Source organism: Furfurilactobacillus sp. W61-4, from assembly GCF_057545565.1.
In genome coordinates this window covers 23,654-42,633 of record NZ_BAAJNZ010000002.1, presented here as the reverse complement: position 1 = coordinate 42,633, position 18,980 = coordinate 23,654, and the positions used below count along the sequence as shown (strand labels likewise).

Sequence of the window (18,980 nt, the reverse complement as noted above, 5' to 3'; positions counted from 1 at the left end):
GAACAGTCGTTGACGGCCTCGTTTTGGCCTATTTGATGGTGTGAGTAGCGCTGTCTGGGTGAATGATGGACAGTTCATGATGGAATTTATCCAACAGTGTTTGGTTGGCTGTCGGTTCAGGGTTCACCCGTTGGTTAGCCAGGGGTTGAACGGTGAGTCCGTCGGCAGTTAGTTCATATTGGCGAGTGGCGATATGCTTAACGAATTCATAATCATGTGAAATAAATAAAATAGTGCCAGGGTAATCGGCTAGAAAATTTTCTAGGGCGGTTAAGGTCGGCAGATCCAAAAAGTTGGTGGGTTCGTCCAATAACAGGACATTGGCGTCACTGAGAAGTACGGCCACTAACGCGAGTTTGACACGCTGACCACCGCTTAAGTGTGACGCGACCTGGTCCAACTGACTATCGGTAAAGCCAAACTGAGCTAGAACGGTTTGACAAGTTGCTCGCGGCTGCTCACTATGGGCAACCGCATTTTTCCAAACTGATTTTTTTAAGTCAAGCTGACTCATGTTTTGCGCAAAATAACCAAACTTAACCGCCGAATTGACAGTGATTCCCCGGTCATTGTTCGTTAAAATTGCGCGTAACAATGTGGTCTTGCCAACTTGATTAGGGCCAACTATGCCAACACGTTCGCCTGCTTTTACCGTCAAATTAAGGTTTGTACTTAGCTGGTGTTTAGCGGCATACAAGGTAAAATGTTCAATCACAAGCGGTGTATGACGACCTAATGACGCAAATTGATGAATGCGCAAGGTAACAGTTGGCGTGGAATTTGGCTTTGAAACTGACTCAAACGTGGCTCGAGCTTGCAAACGACTGGCCGTTTTGCTGAGTTTACCTTGATTGTTTCTCAAAATTGATTTTAAGTCTTTGAGTTCATTTTTGCTGTGTTTATGCGGATTGGGTTTGATAACACGGGCGGCTTTTTGTTCACGATGTTCAGCTGCCTTGGCGAGGCGCCGTTGTTGCCGTTGCTGTGCTTGATAGGCGGCCTGTTGATGTTGGCGCCGGGCAGTCTGATTGGCTTGAAAGGCAGCATAGTTTCCAGCAAAGGTGGTTAGCTGTCGATCGGCTAATGACCAAGTTGTCGTCGTGATGGCATTTAATAGCTGTCGATCATGGGAAACGATGAGGAGCGTTCCTGAATAACGAGTCAGTTGGGCAATAAGCCATTGTCGATTGGTTTGATCTAAATTGGCGGACGGCTCATCTAGGATTAAGAAAGTCGGTTGATCACGAAAGGCGGCAATTAAAGCTTGTTTGACTTGCTCACCGCCGCTTTTCACTGAAAGGTCATGTAGCTGTGTCACAATCGTTGGTGTCACGCGGCGATCGACATGGCCAGCTTGGGGAGCTAAGGAGCCTGTCAGGACGTCAAGTAGTGTCGTTTTTCCGACACCGTTAGCACCGATCAAACCAATATGATCACCGGGATTAATGACTAATTGGTCGACAGTCAATAGTTCGCGTTGACGCGAGATTTGTAACTTAGTTGCTTGTAAAATGAACATTAAATCAACTCCTTTAATGACAGCTGCGGGTTGATTGAAGCTCATGAAAAAGGGTACACAAAAAGACGTCCCCACGCTAAAGCCTCAATCACCCAAAAAACAAACATGAACGGTCGCGTCGCTCTAAATTAGCGTACTCGACTTGCCAGTATTTGTTTTTTTATGACGACAGGCTTAATTGCGCATTGGCGGACGTCCTCCTCTTTTAAATCGAAATTTGTTGGCTTAACTGTAACGTGAAAGCTAAATGTCGTCAATCTTTTTTAACAGAGCGTGAGCCAGACCGGGTGAGGCCGAGCAACAACGGACAATCGTAATTGGGCGGTCTTGGCCCAGTTGCGGTTGTTGGTTGTGCACAGGGCTCAGGTCTGGTGAGCACGTTTGCGCCAGAAAGTGATCCCGTCTTGACTAGCCGGGCTTCGGATTGCATGTGAGGTCTTCTGGTCGACAACAAAACGTTCACTGGCTAATGTCGCCATGTTAGACCTTTACTGATTGATGAGGGCTCAAACTGAAATCCAGTTAATTTCTTAATTGCATTCACGATTGAGATTCGCTACACTATTAAACTGTAATCATTACTTTTTAAATTTGAATGTTAATCCGATACTTGGCCAATGATCAAGGATAACGGTTAACTAAAAAGAGGCGATTGAGTGACATCAGTGGAAAATAATGCCGCGTCTCTGCTATCTGTTGAGGATCTAGCGATGACGTTTCCGAACAAGGCAGTTTTTAAAAATTTGTCGTTTACGCTCCATCAAGGAGAATTCCTGAGTATTTTAGGTGAGAATGGCGTCGGGAAGACAACCCTGATTCGAATTTTATTGCATCAATTGCGACAAACCAGCGGCTCAGTGATTTGGCATCCAAACCGAGCAAGTGTGACAATTGGATACGTGCCGCAATTTCGCAATATTGATGCGGAATATCCACTAACGGTTCGTGATTTTGTTGGTCTAGCGCTAGATCATAATTGGCGGCCTTGGTGGCGTCATGCCGAGAAACAGCGGATAAACGAAACCATAGCCACCACCGATTTAACGCGCATTGCGCGGACGCCACTGGGAAAAGTTTCTGGTGGTGAATTACAAAAAGCCTATCTGGCGCAGGCCCTGATTCGGAAACCACAATTGTTGATTTTAGATGAATCAACAGCCAGTTTAGATAACAATATGAAGTATGAATTGTTGAATCTGGTAAAACGCTACCAGCAAGAAACCCAAGCCGCGGTGCTGTTTGTCACCCACGATATTCCATTAACGAAGACCTTCTCGTCGCATTATTTACTTATGCAAGCCGGGGGGTATCAACTCGGCCAGGTAGCCGATCTGAAGGAATCAGTATTGGAGGCAGCCCATGCTTAATTATCCTTTCATGCAAAATGCATTCGCTGCTGGAACACTGATCGCGCTGGTGAGTGGCTTGGTAGGGGTCTTTGTGGTGGCTCGTAACATGTCGTTTCTGACCCATACGCTATCAGAAATTGGATTTGCTGGAGCCGCATTTGGTTTATTTATCGGCTGGACCCCATTGGCAGGAATGCTATTGTTCACCACAGTCAGTTCAGTGGCGGTTGGTCAATTGAGCGAGAAAGCCTCTCGGCGCGAAGCCTCGATTACGTCCATTTCCGCGTTAGCTATTGGGCTGGGCATTTTGTTTCTAGCGTTATCAAATCAAAATGCCAGTTCAGCAACCAACATCTTATTTGGATCAGTAATTGGAATCAGCCGTGCTTCAGTCGTGCAAGTCGCTATCTTGGCAATCGTTGTGATGATCGTGATTCTAGCTGTCTATCGTTCGCTTAAATTCGATTCGTTTGATGCGATTGGTGCGCGGGTGGCTGGCGTACATGGAACGCTACTTTCGATTCTTTTCTTGGTTGCGTTGGCCTTTTCCGTCAGCGTTGCCGCCCAGATCGTGGGTTCGCTGCTAATCTTTATTCTATTGACCCTTCCGGCTGCGGCTGCTAAATATTTCGTTCATGGCGTTGGTACAATGATCGGCTTGTCCATGATTTTTGCGCTCATTGGTGTGTGGTTAGGATTGGCCTTGAGCTACTGGACGAATTGGCCTGTGTCATTCTTTATTGCGACGATTGAGGTTGTTATTTACTTTATTGGGTTAGGTGTCAATCGGTTAGCTACCCATGATTAATCTTGTTTGCACATCAGAAACTGTCCTCTCATCATGAAAAGGACAGTTTCTTTTGGTTTTAAGTCGATGGTCTAGAAACTGATAGGCCGTTTGCTTTAAAAAGTTTGAGAAACTCGCTACTGGGGTTGAACGGTCAGTTCGGGCTTACGCAAATTTTATCAAGAACAAAGCCGAACGTTGTGCTATTATTAACCAAGGAAAGAACGCTTTTTGTTCGCATAAATTTAGAACGAGGATGAGGTAATTCAACGTGAAAGTTAGACGATCAGATCGCTTAATCGATATGACCCGGTATTTACTGGAACGACCGCGCACTTTGGTGTCGCTGTCTTTTTTTGCTGAGCGCTATGAGTCGGCAAAGTCCTCCATTAGTGAGGATCTCACCATTTTAAAACGGACCTTTCAAGAACGTGGAACTGGTTTGCTAGAAACCTTGCCGGGAGCGGCTGGTGGTGCACGATTTATTCCATATATTTTGAAAGAAGATGCCGAAACTTATATTAATAATTTATGCAAAATGGTGTCTGATTCACATCGGGTAATGCCGGGAGGTTACGTCTATCTCTCTGATTTGCTGGGTCAACCGGAAGTGTTACGGCAAATTGGCCGTCTGATTGCAACGCAGTATATGAACCAGACAATTGATCTAGTTTTAACTGTCTCAGTGAAAGGGATTCCGATCGCTCAGGCTGTCGCCGAACAGCTAAACGTGCCATTTGTGATTGCTCGCCAAGATGGCGCGATTACCGATGGCGCAACGGTTAGTGTCAATTATGTTTCAGGTTCATCAACGGCAATCGAAAAAATGCAGATTGCTAAACGAGCGTTGCCGGCGGGTTCAAGGGTCTTGATTGTTGATGACTTTGTTAAAGGCGGCGGCACGATTTCTGGATTAGCCAGTTTGGTACGTGAACTAGATAGTGAAGTGGCCGGGATCACGGTCTTTGGTGAAGGTCGTTTTAATGGCGATCGCAAGTCGGAGCGCTTTACTTCGTTACTGCACGTGGAAACTTTGCAAAGTGAATCAGAACCAATTAAAGCCACTCCCGGCAATTATCTTGCCCGGGTCTTTGGCAACGAACGTTAATTAAAGGAGTTAGCATGAGTTCTCGGAATACAATTATTTTGGCAGCAGGTAAAGGCACCCGGATGAAGTCCAAGTTATACAAGGTTTTGCATCGGGTGGCCGGTAAAACAATGGTTGATCATGTTTTGACTCAGGTTGAGCAAACCAACATGGATGAAATTGTAACCGTGGTTGGGTTTGGTGCCGAAGAGGTGCAACATGAGTTGGGTGATCGGACTAAATACATTTTACAAGAACAGCAACTAGGAACAGGCGATGCTGTTTTAAAGTCTGAAGCGATCCTTGGTGATGCAGACGGGATGACTCTGATTGTAAGTGGGGATACGCCTTTATTTAGAGCTGAAACGTTGCAAAAGCTATTTGATTATCATGAAGCTAAGGGTGATGTTGGCACAGTGCTGACTTCCATTGCGCCCGATCCAGCCGGCTACGGCCGCATCATTCGTAATGATATTGGCTTGGTGGAAAAGATCGTGGAACAAAAGGATGCAACGGCTGAAGAAGCCGCGGTTGACGAAATTAACACCGGCGTCTACGTCTTTGATAATCAGGCACTGTTTAAAGCCCTGCATCAAGTCACTAATCATAATGCGCAAGGCGAGTATTATTTAACAGACGTGATTGGCATTTTGAAACAGGCGGGTCAGCGTGTCGGTGCTTACCGGATGAGTGATTTTAGTGAGTCGATGGGGGTTAACGATCGCCAAGCGCTTGCTGAAGCGACGAAGGTCATGCGCAAACGAATCAATGATGCACACATGGCTAATGGCGTGACCTTTATTGATCCGGAACATACTTATGTGGATATTGACGTAAAAATTGGTGCAGATACGATTGTTGAACCAAACGTTCAATTAAAAGGACACACTGAAATTGGTGAGGATTGTCTCATTGGTGCCAATTCTGAGATTCGCAATGGTCTGATTCATGATCATGTCACGGTGACTTCTTCCTTAATTGAAGATAGCGAAATGGAATCCGGTTCAAACATTGGCCCGATGAGCCATCTGCGTCCTCAAGCGCACATTGGTCATGACGTTCACTTAGGGAACTTTGTGGAAATTAAAAAGGCTAATATCGGTGATCGGACGAAGGTGGGGCATCTCACTTATGTTGGTGATGCCACCTTAGGAACGGACATCAACGTGGGATGTGGTGTGGTCTTTGTCAATTATGATGGGGTTGCTAAACACGAATCGGTCGTCGGCGATCACACCTTTATCGGAAGTAACTCAAATCTAGTTGCGCCTTTACAAGTGGCGGATCATTCCTTTATTGCAGCTGGTTCCACAATCACCAAAGATGTGGCTTTCCATGATATGGCGATTGCCAGAGCCCGGCAGACCAATAAACCAGATTACTGGGATCGCTTACCCCATAAGCCAGAAGATGCTTAATTAAATCCGGACAGTAGATGCTTGCGTCTAAGCAAGTTAATGGGTACGATTAGAACGACAAAAGACTGTGATCACATCATCCGCGTGGAGGAAACATGGCAACTCAATACTTTGACCCAAAGCTAAAAATCTTTGCTCTAAACTCAAACCGACCGCTGGCGGAGAAAATTGCTGAAGAAGTTGGTGTTGAATTAGGCAAAACATCCGTCGATCGATTTAGCGATGGCGAAATTCGCATCAACATTGAAGAAAGTGTCCGTGGCGACAATGTTTATTTGATTCAATCAACTTCAGCACCGGTTAACGACAATCTGATGGAATTATTGATTATGATCGATGCTTTACGCCGGGCTAGTGCGAACACGATCAACTTGGTTGTCCCTTATTATGGTTACGCGCGCCAGGATCGAAAGGCGCGGTCGCGTGAACCAATTACTGCTAAATTGGTTGCGGATATGTTTGAAAAAGCTGGGGCCACGCGACTTTTGGCTCTTGATTTACATGCCGCTCAGATTCAAGGCTTTTTCGATATTCCAGTTGATCACATGATGGCCGCACCGTTGTTGGCAGATTATTTCATCACGAACCATATTGCTGAAAATGCCGTCGTCGTTTCACCTGATCACGGTGGGGTGACACGGGCCCGGGCACTAGCAGAGTTCTTGAAAGCACCGATTGCGATTATCGATAAGCGCCGTCCTAAGGCTAATGTGGCTGAGATTATGAATATCATCGGTGATGTTAAAGGTAAAAAATGTATCATGATCGATGATATGATTGATACTGCTGGCACGATTACGTTAGGTGCGCGGGCTTTGATGGAGGCTGGCGCCGAGGAAGTGTACGCTTGTTGTTCGCATGCGGTACTTTCAGGGCCGGCGGTCGAGCGTCTCAAAGAATCACCGTTTAAACAGGTTGTCGTGACAGACTCGATAAACTTACCTGCCGAAAAGCAATTTGACAAACTGGTCAAGGTTTCCATTGCACCACTAGTCGGGGATGCCATCAAACGCATCAACGAAAACAAACCGGTTAGTCCATTATTCAAGACGCGTTTCCATCGTGATGGCCGCACGCATTAGTGGACACAATAACATCACTTTAGCCCCAACTGATTTCGCCATAATACGGCCATCAGCTGGGGCTATTTGGTTGCGGTCAAAGTTAAGATTTCCTAATGTGCTGTAACATGATAGAAATATTAACGTAATATTTGTCATTGAATGGTATACTGAGGTTAGTGAGAGGGCTTCAAGTTAGTCAAGCCGGGGGTATGAGAAATGAAACATTTATTACTTAGACAAATGATCGTTGGTAGTTTAATCGTCATCAGTACGACAGGTCTAGCGGCTTGCAGTAGTACTGGTGCGTCGCCAACGAACACGACGGCGCAAGTGGCAACTAGTAAAGTGGCTAAGACGTCACCAATGAGTCAGACAAAGCTACACTCAGCTGATCCAGCAGCCACGAATTCGTCTTCGGTAGCGAAGACAAGCAATGTGGATAATGTGGGTACTGATCGCTCCGTCAACGCGGACGCGACGGTGGTTGGTTCAGGCCATGCGGTTGCTAAAGTCAGCGCTAAAACGAATGACGCTGCCCAAATAAGCTCAACAGCCGGCATGGCAAATGTTGCTCAACAAAGTAACGCTAACAGCTCAGTTGTAACCAGTCAGGCGTCGTCATCAGCTGTTGTTCAGTCGCAGCTAGATCAGACGAGTGCGCCTGTAACACAGCCCTCCTCAGTTAACCAAACAACAATTTTAAGTGCCTTTCGCCAACAGATGGGCTTTGAGGAAACAGATGGCAGTCGGCAATACCAAGTATCGGACTTGGGTCACCAACAGTATCAAATTGATGTCCGTTCCCAAGCGCCAGATCCGGAGGTTAGCAACTTGACGGGAATTTATCGATACGATACCAATACCCAACAAGTGACCAATCTATTGACGACGCCTTAGTTAGGATTGGTTGATGCTAATTTTTAAAAGACTTTTATACCGCAAGTAATTGCGGTATTTTTGTATCATGATAAAAGATTGGGGGAACAGAAATGAAGCCAAAAAACACACCCATCGGATGGTCATTAGGTGGACTGGGGCTATTTTTGATCGCTGGGGTGGTCGCTTGGGTAAGCCATGTCCCCTTGGTTAAGATCTCCGACGCGTATTTTATGATCGGTTTGTTTTTGATTGTCATTGGTGCAGTGATGCAGTTATCCCATGCCCATTTATTTACGGGATTTCGTCGGCGTCGAAAGACATATAAAGAAAAGCAGCAGCCACAACCAGATGACCGTGTTGATCAAAAGGATATTGCCTTAAAAAAGAATGAACCGTTGCGGGTATCAGCTTGGAATGGTTGGCTGTGGGTTAGTGGACTGATTTTGATCGGCTTAGCGGTTATCCTAACCTTGTAAGCTGATGTAAAATATCGGTCGAAAAATTAAAAGGGGCCACTATTGCAATGTTTTCACGTTACACACTGCGAATAGTGGTCCTTTTAATTTGAATTCATTAAATTGAAGATTACTTTGGCGCAATCATGCCTGATTTAGTGCGTATTTTTGAATGGCGGCGGCCACGCCATCTTCACGGTTAGTCAAAGTGACCGCTTGGGCTGCTGCCTTTAATTCAGGGATCGCGTTGCCCATGGCGACACCTAGTCCGGCGGCTTGAATCATGGACAAATCGTTGCCTTGATCACCGAGCGCCATGACCTCCGCCATCGTTAAACCAAGGTCGCTGGCTAGTCCAGTAATGGCATTGCCTTTCGAAGCGGCTTGATTCATCGCCTCAAGAAAATAAGGTTCACTGCGAACAAAGTAAAATTGCTGTTTAGCCTCGGCAGGCAACGCCTGATAAGCGGCTTCAATTAGTTTTGGATCATCAATAAACATCGCCTTCGATAGGGTTAGATCGGTCGGCATTTCATCGACCGACCGATAGCGAATGGGCATGTTGACCAAATAAGCTTCGCCAATGGTGTACGGACTAATATCTTTATTCGCTGTGTAAATCGCTTGATCTGTTTCGACGTGAAAGTGGGTGCCTAAGGTATGACTTAAGCTTTCTAATTGGCGGTATTGTTGATAATCCAGCGTATGGTGAACGAGAATCCGACCACTGATGGTTTGTGCAAGCGCGCCATTAAAGGTAATGACGTATTGATCGTCACCGGATAAGCCGAGTTGTTTCAAATAACCTGCGACGCCAGTTAGCGGTCGTCCAGTACACAAGACAACTTTTATATTAGCATCGCGGGCGGCCTGAACTGCTGAAATAGTCGCTGGATTCAGATCACCATTTTCATTGAGTAGTGTGCCATCAATGTCGATCGCAATTAATTTAATAGTCATGGGTTAGGCTCCTTATGGATGAATCAATTGATCATTTTTAATATAAGTCTGGAATTCTTGATAGATAGGGTTAAAAAGGTCACTTTCAGCATGTTGGCTGAGCATTTCTCGAGGGAAGAAAAACCGCTGATCCCCGGATTCGCGTCCAGTAATGGCTGCCACCAAGGTACTGAGCGCAGATAATTCAATCGTAGAGCCATCTGCTTGCATCAGTTGAATCTCCGCGGCAGGTTTGCGGGAGTGGTGCGGGTTTGCATTATAGGGCAGGTCATAGCTATCGTTGGTAGCCGTGTAGTAGGTAACATTGTAGCCGACAGTTTCAATTTGATTGCGCAAAATCGGCAGTAAGTCTGTCGTATCACTGTCATACTCAACGGATTTTAACGGTTTGCGGTTTAAAAAGCGCCGAGCCAGATCGCGCAAAATATCATCATCACTATCGGCCCAGTGGAGAAAGTAAGTATTTAAGACGCCATCATCAAGTTTTAAATAGTCGGTTAACGTCCAATCGTGGTTGAAGAACGGCTCTAGTAAAAGTGGCCGAAAGCCCTCTTGGCGAATTGGCTGATTGTCGTACAAGTCTTTGGCACGTAAAAGTAAGTGATCCAAAATAACTTCCATGGCGCGAGACACTGGGTGAAAGTAGACTTGTTGGTACATTTGAAAGCGACTTAAGATGTAGTCTTCGACAGCGTGCATGCCGTCGATCGTGAAGGCGATTCCGCCTTCGTAAGGGCGCATAACGCGCAACACTCTAGCTAGGTCAAAACGGCCGTAATCGGCTCCGGTAAAGTAAGCGTCGCGCAATAAGTAGTCCATTCGATCAGCATCCAATTGACTCGAGATAATTTGAACGACCTGTGGATTTGGATAGGTGTGCTGAATCACGCTAGCCACTTGTGCGGGGAATTCCGGACTGACTTGGCGCAGAACCGCATTGACCTCAGTGCTGGGGGATGTCAAGATTTGCGCGGTGACCGCTTCATGATTCGTGTGAAAGATGTGTTCAAACGTATGCGAGTAAGCACCGTGACCAATGTCGTGAAGTAAAGCAGCACACAACGTAACCAACCGTTCATCATCATTCCACAGACCGTCGCCCGGTGTTTGGCTTGGATAGTCATTTTTAAAGTTATCACAGATCCGTCGGGCAATTTCATAGACTCCCAAGGAGTGGCCAAAACGGCTGTGTTCAGCACCGTGGAACACCTCTTCGGCCACGCCGAGTTGCTTAACGCGGCGAAGTCGTTGAAATTCTTTGGTATTAATCAGATCCAAAATGACCTGATGCGACACAGCAATATAGTTATGAACAGGATCGCGAAAGACTTTTTCACGAGGTAGTAACTGACTTTGATAGTCCATGCATTCTCCTTGAAACAACTGAATTTTGAGTTAGTCTGCTGTCTGATCCGGCTGATTAAATGTTGGTTGGTGTTGCAATAAGCGTTTGGTTTCAAAGTCAATTTGAGCACCAAATTCTGGCTCCACCATCAGATCGGCCAAGTGTTGTTTGGCTAACTGAGTGCCACTTATCTGAGCGGCTTTGACAAAGCGGGCCTGGGCTTCTTCAATGGTTAACGATTGGGGTAACAAATCACCAACGTTCATCATCGTGCCAGGATCAACATCTGGAAAATCCCACTTATTTTCTTCGTGACCGAGCCCGACCGTGTAGAAATCGTGAATCAACTGGGCCCGGGCATTCTGATTGCCATTGACGCTGAGGTATAACATGATCACAGTGCCACCATTGCGGCGGCGTTGTGACATTCCGGCGATCTTATGTCCGTTGACACTCAAGTCATAGGTGCCAGGACAATAAGAACGCGGAATTTCTCCCGCTTCAATGGGCAATTCAGGAAACGCACGATCCACGAGCAATTTCATTTGGTCGTAAGCTTCATTGACGCCCATTTTGAGCAAACTAGGTGGAAAGAATAAGCTGACGTTTAAGACGCCGGGATCTGAAACCACCGCCAGACCGCCAGAGTTGCGCACAAAACCAACGTAACCGTGTTCTTCTAAAATCGGGTAGGCTTGTTCGAGATGGGGTAAATCGGCATCCCGTAAGCCCATAATCACGTTGTTGTCGAGCATCCAAAAGTGTAACAAGGGTTGGGATTCGTGTTCAATTAGACTTAGCAATGCATTCATGTTCGCAAAAGTGGCTAAGCCCTCATGCTTGGCGAAATGTTGTGACAGAAGCATAGTCGTTTGGGCGAGGCTTAGAGCATCGGTCATTAAAAACACCTGATTTCTCATAAGGATTAAGGATGATAGCGTTTTTATCACTGCGACTATTATACCGAAACAACGCCAAGTCTGCACGGTTACCATGGTTGAAGGTTTAATTGGAACGTCATCTGAGCGAATTGGTTAAGATTAAGGTATAATTTAGTCCTGGAGTTAAACGGTTAGCAGAAAGTGGGGGTCAAGGTGGCACAACAGTTTGAACAGACAGTCACAGTTTATTTGCAAACAAATATCACGCAGGCTGGTGAAACGGAACAGTTTGATTTCACCTTGCCCGGCCGATTGGTTATGGTTAACGATACGCTTTATTTACGCTATGTGGAGGATGATAACGGGACGCCGACGCCAGTGACATTTAAGCTGACTAGTTCAGAGGATATTACGCTGACGCGTAGTGGCGATAATGGATTGCGGTTACATTTCCTGGATGGTCAGGCAGTGACGACCAGTTATCGAACACCATATGGCACGATGTCCATTGAGGTAGCCACGGCGCAATTAAACGTGCGGCTCAATGATGACTTAAGCGCTGGTCGCATCGCAGTCGATTATGAATTAATGGCTGGGAAAAGCTTGATTGGGGATTATCAAATTAGATTGCAATTTGCCGTCTAAGACCTTATGATAAGATGTACACTCTCGAAAGGACGGGCCTGATTTTGGAACTTAAAATTTTCGAAGGTCAAAATAAAAAAGAATTGTCGATGATTGAAGTTGCTCACGCAATTCTCTCACAGCACGGTGAAGCAATGGGCTTTGCTGACCTAACCAACGAGGTTCAAACGTACCTCGGTGCTAGTGATGAAGAAGTTCGCGCACGTTTGGCACAATTTTATACTGACTTAAACGTTGATGGCAGCTTCATTTCCCTCGGAGATAACACATGGGGTCTGCGGACGTGGTACCCATTTGACTCAATCGATGAAGCCACCATTAATGGTGAAGAAGACGAAGATCAGCCAAAACGTAAAAAGCGCCGTAAGGTTAATGCCTTTTTGGCGGACGCTGCTGATGACGATGATGTCATTGACTACGACGATGACGATCCAGAAGATGACGACTTTGGCCAATCAGATGATGATGACAGTCAGGATGGACCAGATACGCAAGACAATGATTTTGACGATGACGATGATGATACCGAAAATGATGACACCGACGAAGAGTTACCAGATGGCATCGAGGGTCAACTCGCCGAATTAAATGATGATGACGACGATGAGGATGACGAAGAAAACGACGATGATGAGGAAGATCCTGAATAGGAGCCTCTAGTTGTGCGGATGTCTCATTTAGAAGGTAGCGTCTATGGCGATGGCTGTAGACGCTATTTTTTTGTTGTCTGTTGTTGCTCGGACTCACCCGGTCTGGCTCACACTCTTTCTAAACGCGCTCGCCAGACTTGAGTCCTGTGCACAACCAACAACCGTAACCGGGCCAAGACCGCCCAATTACGATTGTCCGTTGTTGCTCGGTCTCAACCAGTCTGGCTCACGCTCTGATCTTTTTTCTTGACCCACATGCATAAAGTCGGTATTATATTTTTTGGGCACCGTTCAGTGAACGGGCACAGTTAAGTTGTAATCAAGGCTCCCAATTCTTTTGAATTGGGAGTTTTTTCGTTGTTAGGTATTCCCCGCAAAATAAGAGAAGGAGCATTTATTTAGATGACCAAATACATTTTTGTCACCGGTGGTGTGGTTTCGTCAATTGGGAAAGGGATCGTTGCAGCTTCGTTAGGGCGGCTGCTGAAGAATCGTGGGTTAAAGATTACGATTCAAAAGTTTGACCCATACATTAACGTGGACCCAGGGACGATGAGCCCATATCAGCACGGTGAAGTCTTTGTCACCAATGATGGTACGGAAACTGATTTGGATTTAGGCCACTACGAACGTTTTATTGATATTAACCTGAATAAATACTCAAACGTTACAACGGGGAAAATCTACCAAGAAGTTTTACAAAAGGAACGCCGTGGGGATTATTTGGGGGCCACCGTCCAAGTCATTCCACATATTACCGACGCGATTAAAGAAAAAATCATGCGAGCCGGTCAGACTACCGATGCCGATGTCGTGATTACTGAAATCGGTGGCACGGTTGGTGACATTGAGTCATTACCATTTATCGAAGCGTTGCGACAAATGAAGACTGAAGTTGGTAGCGACAATGTTTTCTATATTCATACGACGTTGATTCCATACTTGCGGGCCGCTGGTGAAATGAAAACAAAGCCAACCCAACACAGTGTTAAGGAATTACGCGGTTTAGGAATTCAGCCTAACATGTTAGTTGTCCGGACGGAAAAACCAATTACGCAATCGATGCGTAACAAGATCGCCTCTTTCTGTGATGTTGAGCCTGACGCCGTGGTTGAGTCGATGGATGTGCCAACGGTTTACACGGTGCCATTAGCACTGCAAGATCAACATATGGATGACATCGTTTTGAACCACTTCCAAGTTGATGCACCCGCCGCCGATATGACCGCATGGCGGCAATTAGAACAACACGTTCAAAATCTACACAAGACGCTTACGATTGACTTGGTTGGGAAATATACCGATCTTCAAGATGCATATATTTCGGTTAACGAAGCCTTGAAATCCGCCGGTTACGTGGTCGACGCGGATGTCAAAATCAATCATTTCAATTCCGAACAGATTAACGCCGATAATGTGGATGAGTTATTGGCTGACGCGGACGGAATTCTGGTGCCAGGCGGCTTCGGCGGCCGTGGAACCGAAGGCAAGATTTTGGCCATCAAATATGCGCGTGAACATGATGTGCCATATTTAGGCATTTGTTTAGGGATGCAAATGGCTTGTGTCGAATTTGCTCGCGATGTTGTTGGCTTAAAGAACGCTAACTCGACGGAAATTGATCCAGACACACCATACCCAGTGATTGATCTAATGTCTGATCAAGAAAATGTCAAGGACCTAGGTGGCACACAACGACTTGGTGCCTACCCAGCCAAATTAAAGCCGGGGACATTAACAGCCGCCGCTTACGATAACGAAGAGGTTATTTCTGAACGCCATCGTCACCGTTATGAATTTAACAATGCTTTCCGTGAACAGATGGCTGCACATGGTTTAGTCTTTTCAGGAACATCTCCGGATAACCGGTTGGTGGAAGTGGTCGAATTGCCGACGAACAAATTCTTTGTGGCCGCGCAATATCACCCTGAATTTCTATCCCGTCCTGATCGTCCAGAAGGGCTCTTTAAAGCCTTTGTGAAAGCTGCTGATGATGAACACATTAGTCGTCAATAGTTGAATTTCTACGATAATTAATAACATCCATTAGGTTCGATTGAAAGCTTGGCTTATTCGATCACTTAATGGATGTTTTTGGTTCTAAAACATTTTCTAAAAATACACTGAGAAGCGAATCCTCTTATTGTGTTTTAAAGGTTCGTTCATTAGTATTGAAGATAATTGCGTGCTCCCCATTGGCGGTTGAGCAAATGAAGCAGTAGATAAATTTAAGTGTAAACACATGGTTGCTTGGAGCAGCTGATGTGCTGAGAGAGGAATAACGCATGAAATCAATGATCATCCAAGGAGGTCACCATTTATCTGGTGAGGTGACTATCGGCGGTGCCAAAAATAGCACGGTTGCTTTGATCCCGGCAGCAATTTTAGCTGATACACCGGTTCAATTTGATTCGGTGCCTGACATCTTGGATGTCCATAATTTAATGGCAATTCTCGATTCAATGAACGTGTCTTCCCATTTTGAAAATGGCGTACTCGACATTGACCCAACCCAGATTGAAGAAAACGCCTTGCCTGGCAAAGCAATTAAGAGTTTGCGGGCCTCATATTATTTTATGGGGGCCTTATTAGGTCGTTTTAAACGGGCAACTGTGTCGTTCCCTGGTGGCGACAATATCGGTCCGCGACCAATCGATCAACACATTAAAGGATTTAAAGCGTTAGGGGCCCAAGTCACAGAAATTGATGACGCGGTGCATATTGATGCTAGTGCAGGGCTGCATGGGGCACGGATCTTTTTGGATTTGGTTTCCGTGGGTGCAACGATGAACATCATCTTAGCAGCGGTGAAAGCTGACGGGTTGACAGTGATCGAAAATGCGGCCAAAGAGCCAGAAATCATTGACTTGGCGACCTTTTTAAATAATATGGGCGCAAAAATCCGCGGAGCTGGGACAGATGTGATTCGAATTGAGGGCGTACCAACGCTTCAAGCGACGAACACCCACACAATTATTCCTGACCGAATTGAAGCTGGGACATACTTGTCCATGGCCGCAGCGATCGGGTCAGGGGTTAATATTCAAAATGTCATTCCAGAACACCTTGAGGCGTTCACAGCCAAGTTACAGGAGCTTGGGGTTAAGTTGGATATCAGTGAAGATAGTATTTATGTCCATAAATCGAGTGACTTATCGCCAATTCAAGTCAAAACGATGCCCTATCCAGGATTTGCCACCGACTTGCAACAACCGATTACCCCGTTGATGGGTTTAGCAAATGGCTCTAGTCTGATTATCGACACGATTTACCCAGAGCGCACCAAACACATTGCTGAGCTTAATCGCATGGGTGCGAACATCACGTTGGAAGATAAGATGATCGTGGTTAATCACTGTGACCGCTTGACTGGTACCACGGTTGCGGCTGGTGAGATTCGTGCTGGTGCAGCGTTAGTTATCGCTGCTTTGATGGCAGATGGTAAAACGACCATTAACAACGCAGAAAACATTCTACGGGGCTATGATCGCATTTCAGAAAAGCTTAAAGCATTAGGCGCACAAGTCCAGATTATTGAAGATACCGATGCTGGCGTCTTTGAGTATTAGTAACCTTGCGCGTTAGGTTCATTCATGGTATATTGTTTGGGTTGATTACATGTAACTATGACTCAGCAAATGACTCATGGCAAAGGAGATTACACTCATGAAACAAGGCATTCATCCAGATTACCACCAAGTTGTCTTTATGGACTCAACCACTGGTTTTAAGTTCATTTCAGGCTCAACGGCAACTTCTCAAGAAACCACTGAATGGGAAGATGGCAACACCTACCCATTAATCCGGGTTGAAATCACTTCTGACTCTCACCCATTCTACACTGGGAAGCAGAAGTTCACTCAAGCCGATGGTGCGGTTGACAAGTTCAACAAGAAGTATGGTTTGAAGTAAACTTAACTAAGTTAGCATAAACTAAACTGGCTGATGAAATATCGGTCATGTCTATGTTGAAGCAAATGATGGCAGACGCCGTTGTTTGTTTTTTTTTTGCATTACACAAGTTTGATTTTTTGGCTCCTTCAACTATGAAACCAGTCAGCGATAATTTAGTTAATTGGTTCTACAAATATCATGGAGCAGATTTTATCGGTCAATTAGTATTAACCAACGAAAATGATTAGAAACTCTCAAGATCAAATTGTAAGTGGCTCGTGACAAGGACTGGTATTCGCCTGGCTTTGTCAACGATATAAAAACACCCAAGCATGCATTATTAGCAGCGAAGGTGTTTGAAATTTTGCAAGGTATAACTACTTAAAGCCCTGTCAAGACTCTAAGCGTTACAGCTAAAAAGCCAAATGAATCAAACAAAAAGTGTGATAGGAAAGTGATAAAAATATTTTTGGTTCGAATATAAACACCGGTATCGAAGAAACGAGAGACGCCAACAGCAAAAAACATTTCGAGGAAATGGAAATCATAGGCCTTAAAATGCATTGCGCCAAATATGAACATGGAAATGATCCAGGAGATTACAAGAGCTTTATTTCTCGACAGCCGTGTATGTCTTTGGATAAGAGCTGCAACAATTAAAAATGAAAATAGAGCAAAAAATTCTTCAGAAAAAGTTTCTAGAAGGTCGCCAATTTCCAATACTGTAAACTTTTCGAGGATGACATTTTTAGCTGTGTGAAGTAGGACACTTGTCGTCGAGTCGGCTACTGTGTGATAGTGGAGCTCCTTTAACAGGTTAATCGCTCCAATACTATAAATTGAACCAGCAATTAGCATGACCAGTCCGAATCCCAAATCGCGCCAAGTTAAGCGCCTAAACAATTGGCGGATCTTAGAACCAGACAGAGTATTAAAGGCGATGATAAATATGATAAAGGGCACGATATTTTCAAAGATAAAATTGAGCCATACATTCTTAATTGGATCTGCGAAAACAATCATGAGCGAGGCCAAAATTGTGACAATTAATAAGATAGTTAAATGATTGGTAGAGGCACCTCGGTCGTAATCGACCAGTGGGAATCCCCGTGTTTATCGCTTCTTTTCAAACAAAATGCCATTTTTCATGATAAGACCCCTTCATAGTAGTAATAAGATAAGGGTACAAATAATGGATAATGGATACAACTTTTGTTCTTCACAAATTGTTGGGAGTTTGGAGATTAGAAAAGTGGGGTGGCCAATAGGCAGTGACAATAAGGTGAAGTACAGTCGAACAGCATTGAGTGAGACGTTTACCAGGGGGCAACGAAAAGTCCCAAGCTGAACATTATAAAATGTTCAGCTTGGGACTAGCAGGATAGTTTGAAAAACTGTGGTGGGTCATGACAAACTTTCTTGAACTTTAGCTAGCCATAGCGGGAGCACTTCGGCCAGCTGACGATAGGTTAAGGCAAAGTTGTGTGAATACCATGGATCGGGAATTTCTTTGCCGACTTCGGCGGGAATGATATCATAGGCCAAATGGATTTTATGATGTTGGTTGGTAGGCAATAATTCTCGTAAATTGGCGACATTTTGGCGATCCATCGTAATGATCCAGTCAGCTTGCTCGTAGTCAGCAGTGGTGATGGGGCGAGACCGATGATTGGCAATTGATAACCCGTGTTCAGCTAAGATATGTTGTGCACCAGGGTGGGGCGGGTTGCCCTCCTCCCAGTTGCTAGTGGCGACTGATTCAGTCTGGATGTTAGTTTGTAAATTAGCTTGGTTGATAAGTTGTTGGAACATGGCCTCAGCCATTGGCGATCGACAAATGTTGCCGAGGCAAACGAACAGCACGTTTTGCATGAGAACCTCCATTAAAGAATTTAATTTAATTGTGCCGTGTTGAATGACGTCTTGCAAGAAATTTAGTTGGATTATGAGATATGGTATAATCATAAACAATTGTGATTGATTGACTAATGTAGTTTATCATGCAATTTAGTTGAAATGGCGTGAACACAGCCAGTTAAATGGTGTG

At 45.1% G+C, this 18,980-nt stretch carries 18 protein-coding genes; 12 read left to right on the top strand and 6 right to left on the bottom strand.

Annotation, left to right across the window (positions count from 1 at the left end; translation table 11 throughout):
- Positions 1 to 28 precede the first annotated feature (28 nt).
- Positions 29 to 1,519, bottom strand: coding sequence for a ribosomal protection-like ABC-F family protein (gene abc-f, locus AC27FN_RS03485; RefSeq protein ID WP_487166626.1), 1,491 nt, complete (start codon positions 1,517 to 1,519; stop codon positions 29 to 31).
- Between the two features lie 710 nt (positions 1,520 to 2,229).
- On the opposite strand from abc-f, the gene AC27FN_RS03480 reads away from it, so the two are divergent.
- The 7 genes from AC27FN_RS03480 to AC27FN_RS03450 all read left to right on the top strand — a co-directional run bounded on the left by AC27FN_RS03480 (position 2,230) and on the right by AC27FN_RS03450 (position 8,579).
- Positions 2,230 to 2,886 (top strand): metal ABC transporter ATP-binding protein, encoded by a 657-nt coding sequence (locus AC27FN_RS03480; RefSeq protein WP_487166773.1) that lies wholly within the window; start codon positions 2,230 to 2,232, stop codon positions 2,884 to 2,886.
- The gene (locus AC27FN_RS03475; RefSeq protein ID WP_487166625.1) at positions 2,879 to 3,676 is read left to right on the top strand and encodes a metal ABC transporter permease; all 798 of its coding nucleotides are present in this window, start codon (positions 2,879 to 2,881) and stop codon (positions 3,674 to 3,676) included. Before AC27FN_RS03480 ends, AC27FN_RS03475 begins: the two co-directional genes overlap by 8 nt.
- A gap of 250 nt (positions 3,677 to 3,926) precedes the next feature.
- Positions 3,927 to 4,763 carry a pur operon repressor gene (gene purR / locus AC27FN_RS03470; protein ID WP_487166624.1) on the top strand — a complete coding sequence of 279 codons (837 nt, stop codon included), beginning with the start codon at positions 3,927 to 3,929 and terminating at the stop codon, positions 4,761 to 4,763.
- Positions 4,764 to 4,777: 14 nt separating this feature from the next.
- Positions 4,778 to 6,160 carry a bifunctional UDP-N-acetylglucosamine diphosphorylase/glucosamine-1-phosphate N-acetyltransferase GlmU gene (gene glmU, locus AC27FN_RS03465; protein WP_487166623.1) on the top strand — a complete coding sequence of 461 codons (1,383 nt, stop codon included), beginning with the start codon at positions 4,778 to 4,780 and terminating at the stop codon, positions 6,158 to 6,160.
- Positions 6,161 to 6,255: 95 nt separating this feature from the next.
- Positions 6,256 to 7,242, top strand: coding sequence for a ribose-phosphate diphosphokinase (locus AC27FN_RS03460; RefSeq protein ID WP_487166622.1), 987 nt, complete (start codon positions 6,256 to 6,258; stop codon positions 7,240 to 7,242).
- Between the two features lie 198 nt (positions 7,243 to 7,440).
- Positions 7,441 to 8,121, top strand: a complete 681-nt coding sequence (locus tag AC27FN_RS03455; RefSeq protein WP_487166621.1) for a hypothetical protein — start codon at positions 7,441 to 7,443, stop codon at positions 8,119 to 8,121.
- 92 nt (positions 8,122 to 8,213) lie between these two features.
- Positions 8,214 to 8,579: a DUF3899 domain-containing protein gene (locus tag AC27FN_RS03450; RefSeq protein WP_487166620.1), complete on the top strand. Its 366-nt coding sequence runs from the start codon at positions 8,214 to 8,216 to the stop codon at positions 8,577 to 8,579.
- 123 nt (positions 8,580 to 8,702) lie between these two features.
- On the opposite strand, the gene yidA is transcribed toward AC27FN_RS03450, so the two are convergent.
- From yidA to AC27FN_RS03435, 3 genes are read right to left on the bottom strand one after another with little or no spacing between them, the layout of a single operon-like run.
- On the bottom strand, positions 8,703 to 9,518 hold the full coding sequence (gene yidA, locus AC27FN_RS03445) for a sugar-phosphatase (protein ID WP_487166619.1): 816 nt from the start codon (positions 9,516 to 9,518) through the stop codon (positions 8,703 to 8,705).
- Positions 9,519 to 9,530: 12 nt separating this feature from the next.
- A complete protein-coding gene (locus AC27FN_RS03440; protein ID WP_487166618.1) occupies positions 9,531 to 10,883 on the bottom strand; it encodes an HD domain-containing protein in 1,353 nt (450 codons plus the stop codon).
- A gap of 30 nt (positions 10,884 to 10,913) precedes the next feature.
- Positions 10,914 to 11,762: a lipoate--protein ligase family protein gene (locus AC27FN_RS03435; RefSeq protein WP_487166617.1), complete on the bottom strand. Its 849-nt coding sequence runs from the start codon at positions 11,760 to 11,762 to the stop codon at positions 10,914 to 10,916.
- 195 nt (positions 11,763 to 11,957) lie between these two features.
- Here AC27FN_RS03435 and AC27FN_RS03430 point away from each other — a divergent pair, with 195 nt between their 5' ends.
- The 5 genes from AC27FN_RS03430 to AC27FN_RS03410 all read left to right on the top strand — a co-directional run bounded on the left by AC27FN_RS03430 (position 11,958) and on the right by AC27FN_RS03410 (position 16,951).
- The gene (locus AC27FN_RS03430) at positions 11,958 to 12,389 is read left to right on the top strand and encodes a YwiB family protein (protein WP_487166616.1); all 432 of its coding nucleotides are present in this window, start codon (positions 11,958 to 11,960) and stop codon (positions 12,387 to 12,389) included.
- Positions 12,390 to 12,433: 44 nt separating this feature from the next.
- Positions 12,434 to 13,039, top strand: a complete 606-nt coding sequence (gene rpoE / locus AC27FN_RS03425; RefSeq protein WP_487166615.1) for a DNA-directed RNA polymerase subunit delta — start codon at positions 12,434 to 12,436, stop codon at positions 13,037 to 13,039.
- A gap of 402 nt (positions 13,040 to 13,441) precedes the next feature.
- On the top strand, positions 13,442 to 15,055 hold the full coding sequence (gene pyrG / locus AC27FN_RS03420) for a CTP synthase (protein ID WP_487166614.1): 1,614 nt from the start codon (positions 13,442 to 13,444) through the stop codon (positions 15,053 to 15,055).
- A gap of 269 nt (positions 15,056 to 15,324) precedes the next feature.
- Complete coding sequence (gene murA, locus AC27FN_RS03415; protein WP_487166613.1) at positions 15,325 to 16,608, top strand: UDP-N-acetylglucosamine 1-carboxyvinyltransferase; 1,284 nt, start codon at positions 15,325 to 15,327, stop codon at positions 16,606 to 16,608.
- A gap of 97 nt (positions 16,609 to 16,705) precedes the next feature.
- Positions 16,706 to 16,951: a type B 50S ribosomal protein L31 gene (locus AC27FN_RS03410; RefSeq protein WP_487166612.1), complete on the top strand. Its 246-nt coding sequence runs from the start codon at positions 16,706 to 16,708 to the stop codon at positions 16,949 to 16,951.
- Between the two features lie 363 nt (positions 16,952 to 17,314).
- Here the strand turns inward: AC27FN_RS03410 and AC27FN_RS03405 are convergent, their stop codons facing one another.
- Together AC27FN_RS03405 and AC27FN_RS03400 are read right to left on the bottom strand one after the other, a co-directional pair.
- Entirely contained in the window at positions 17,315 to 17,956 is a 642-nt protein-coding gene (locus tag AC27FN_RS03405; RefSeq protein WP_487166611.1) for a CPBP family glutamic-type intramembrane protease, read from the bottom strand.
- A 381-nt stretch (positions 17,957 to 18,337) separates the two neighbouring features.
- Positions 18,338 to 18,805, bottom strand: coding sequence for a low molecular weight protein-tyrosine-phosphatase (locus AC27FN_RS03400; protein WP_487166610.1), 468 nt, complete (start codon positions 18,803 to 18,805; stop codon positions 18,338 to 18,340).
- Between the last annotated feature and the right edge of the window lie 175 nt (positions 18,806 to 18,980).